The 2,099-nt window shown below is 39.6% G+C and carries 2 protein-coding genes and 1 tRNA gene; 1 reads left to right on the forward strand and 2 read right to left on the reverse strand.

Translation table 11 applies throughout. The features are described from left to right. Both ACOVO2_RS04660 and era read right to left on the reverse strand, forming a co-directional pair. Positions 1-899: EamA family transporter (locus ACOVO2_RS04660; RefSeq protein ID WP_421768845.1), on the reverse strand; the 899-nt coding region annotated here is incomplete at its 3' end. A gap of 107 nt (positions 900-1,006) precedes the next feature. Continuing rightward, positions 1,007-1,915, reverse strand: a complete 909-nt coding sequence (gene era / locus ACOVO2_RS04665) for a GTPase Era (RefSeq protein ID WP_188770445.1) — start codon at positions 1,913-1,915, stop codon at positions 1,007-1,009. Positions 1,916-2,025: 110 nt separating this feature from the next. On the opposite strand from era, the gene ACOVO2_RS04670 reads away from it, so the two are divergent. Further along, positions 2,026-2,098, forward strand: a tRNA-Met gene (locus ACOVO2_RS04670). Position 2,099: the final 1 nt, after the last annotated feature.

Here is a 2,099-nt window from a genome sequence, read left to right on the forward strand (position 1 = left end):
TAAAACAAACCTTGGATATCTTGCCACGAAATCAGACCTATGGCCACAACGGCCAACAAAAGTCCGATTTTATTGAGTGTTGTGAGTTTTTCTTTAAAGAAAATAAAAGCCACCAAAGCCGAAACCAAAATAACGCCGATATTATAAAGCGGATAAACAAATGCACCGCTATTGCCGTAGGCGGTTAGTGCCAAAATTAAGAAATAGAACGACAAGAAATTAGGAACACCAAGCGTAATACTGGCCAAAATATTCTTCAATTCAATCTTTTCTTGTCCACGAATTACTCGAATCGCCAGCACAATTATTCCCGCCAGAATTGCCCCAAAAACCATCACGAGCGTAACGGGTACGGTGCGGTCGGCCGATTTTATGAAGTTGATATTCAAGTAATTAATCGAAGTGTTCGTAACGCCATACATCAAAAAAACCGCTACTGGCAAAAGAAAATCTAAGCCTTTGCCCGATACTTTCTCATTGCTTTTCTTGAAAGTGCTAAGTGCAACCGCCCCCAAAGCAAGAGCCAAGCCTAAATAATTTAATCCATCAAATGGGCGACCTTGTGTTTTGAAAATCAATAAACTACAAAGTACAGGAATCACCAACGAAATATTATTGGCCAGTGAAGTTGCCGTCATTCCCATTCGTTGGGTAGAAAATCCTGATAATAAGAAAGTTATGATAAATCCAACGCCCAAAATAAGAGCATAGAATGTCCAGTTTTCTGAAAAATTGAGTTCAAAACTTTGTCCTTCGGGCATCAAAGCCAGCCCAGTCAGAAAGCAAATTGGGTAGTTGAACGCAATTGCCTGAAAAGTGCTAATACCGAATTTTGGGTACAAACGAAAGTTTGTCAACAACAAAACCGAAAATATGATACTTAATAGTAGATAAAACATAAAAAACAATTTTGAATGATAGCCACAGTGGAACTGAATGAATGGATGATAGAATGTTTGATACGTTTTTATTCACTCATTCTAACATTCACTCATTCAAAATTAGTTTACTCATAACCGAATCGCTCCAATTTTTGGCGTTTGTTTCGCCAATCTGGCTCAACTCTGATGTACTGCTCCAAGAAAATTTTCTTACCGAAGAAGTTTTCCATTTCTTGACGAGCCTCAATACCCACTTTTTTGATACGTTCGCCTTTATGCCCCAACAGAATCGCACGCTGAGTCGTTCGTTCCACATAAATTTCGGCACTTACCACAATCATATCCTCTTTTTCTTTGAAACTCGTAATTACCACTTCGCAGCTATACGGTACTTCTTTCGTATAATTCGTAAAGATTTTTTCACGGATAATTTCGGCCGCAAAAAAGCGTTCGGGTTTATCCGTTAGTTCATCTTTCGGGAAATAGGGGTGATGAACTGGCAAAAATCCAATAATTTTTGAAAACAAACCATCAACATTTTGTTGGTGCAATGCCGAAATCGGAATTACCTCAACTGCCTTGAAGTTTTCTTTCCAGTAACTTACTTTTTCTTCGATTTGCTCGGGCGTTGCCAAATCTATTTTGTTGATAATCAATAAAATAGGTGTTTCGGTATGCTGAAGTTTGGTAATTACATCATCTTCGTCGTGCTTTTCAAAAATATCCGTTACAAACAAAATCACGTCGGCGTCTTCGAGTGAGCCATGCACAAAGTGCATCATTGATTTGTGCAACTCATATATCGGCTTGATGATACCGGGCGTGTCGGAGTACACCAACTGAAAGTCGGTTCCTTCATGCACACCATTCACGATACCCATGATACGGTGGCGAGTAGTTTGGGCTTTCGAGGTAATGATTGAAAGTCGCTCACCCACGAGAATATTCATCAACGTCGATTTTCCGACGTTTGGTTTTCCTACGATACTAATAAAGCCCGCCTTATGGTCGGGAGAAATGATTTCTTCTTGCATTTGAATTGGTCACGACAAAAAATAATCGTGTTTTTTTTATTTTTTTGCAAAGATAGTTTTTTATTGTGAAATTTTCTCGTACCTTTGCAGTCCGATATACGGAACAACATCGCGGGATGGAGCAGTTGGCAGCTCGTTGGGCTCATAACCCAAAGGTCACAGGTTCGAGTCCTGTTCCCGCTAC

The sequence above is a fragment of the Emticicia sp. genome (genome assembly GCF_049241225.1).
Lineage (GTDB): Bacteria > Bacteroidota > Bacteroidia > Cytophagales > Spirosomataceae > Emticicia.